1 tRNA gene is annotated in these 235 nt (G+C 41.3%); it reads right to left on the bottom strand.

What is annotated here, in order from left to right:
• Nucleotides 1-76: 76 nt before the first annotated feature.
• Nucleotides 77-152: transfer RNA gene (locus AB4512_RS20295), tRNA-Ala, on the bottom strand.
• Nucleotides 153-235 lie beyond the last annotated feature (83 nt).

Here is a 235-nt window from a genome sequence, read left to right as displayed (position 1 = left end):
TCCAAATTGTTAAAGAGCTAGATATTTCAAAAGAAATAACCATTTTTAAAGATTCTTAAGGAAGAACACTTAAAGATGGTGGAGCTATGCGGGATCGAACCGCAGACCTCCTCGCTGCCAGCGAGGCGCTCTCCCAGCTGAGCTATAGCCCCATCTGGAAAAGTATTTCCTACTCTTAACTTATTAAACCATCAATCTGTGTGGGTACTCATCGTAAATATCTTCGTATAAGGAG

Origin of the sequence: Vibrio sp. 10N.222.52.B7 (assembly GCF_041474275.1) — a bacterium.
Classification (GTDB): Bacteria; Pseudomonadota; Gammaproteobacteria; order Enterobacterales; family Vibrionaceae; genus Vibrio; species Vibrio crassostreae_C.
This window is presented reverse-complemented; position numbering and strand designations above follow the sequence as displayed.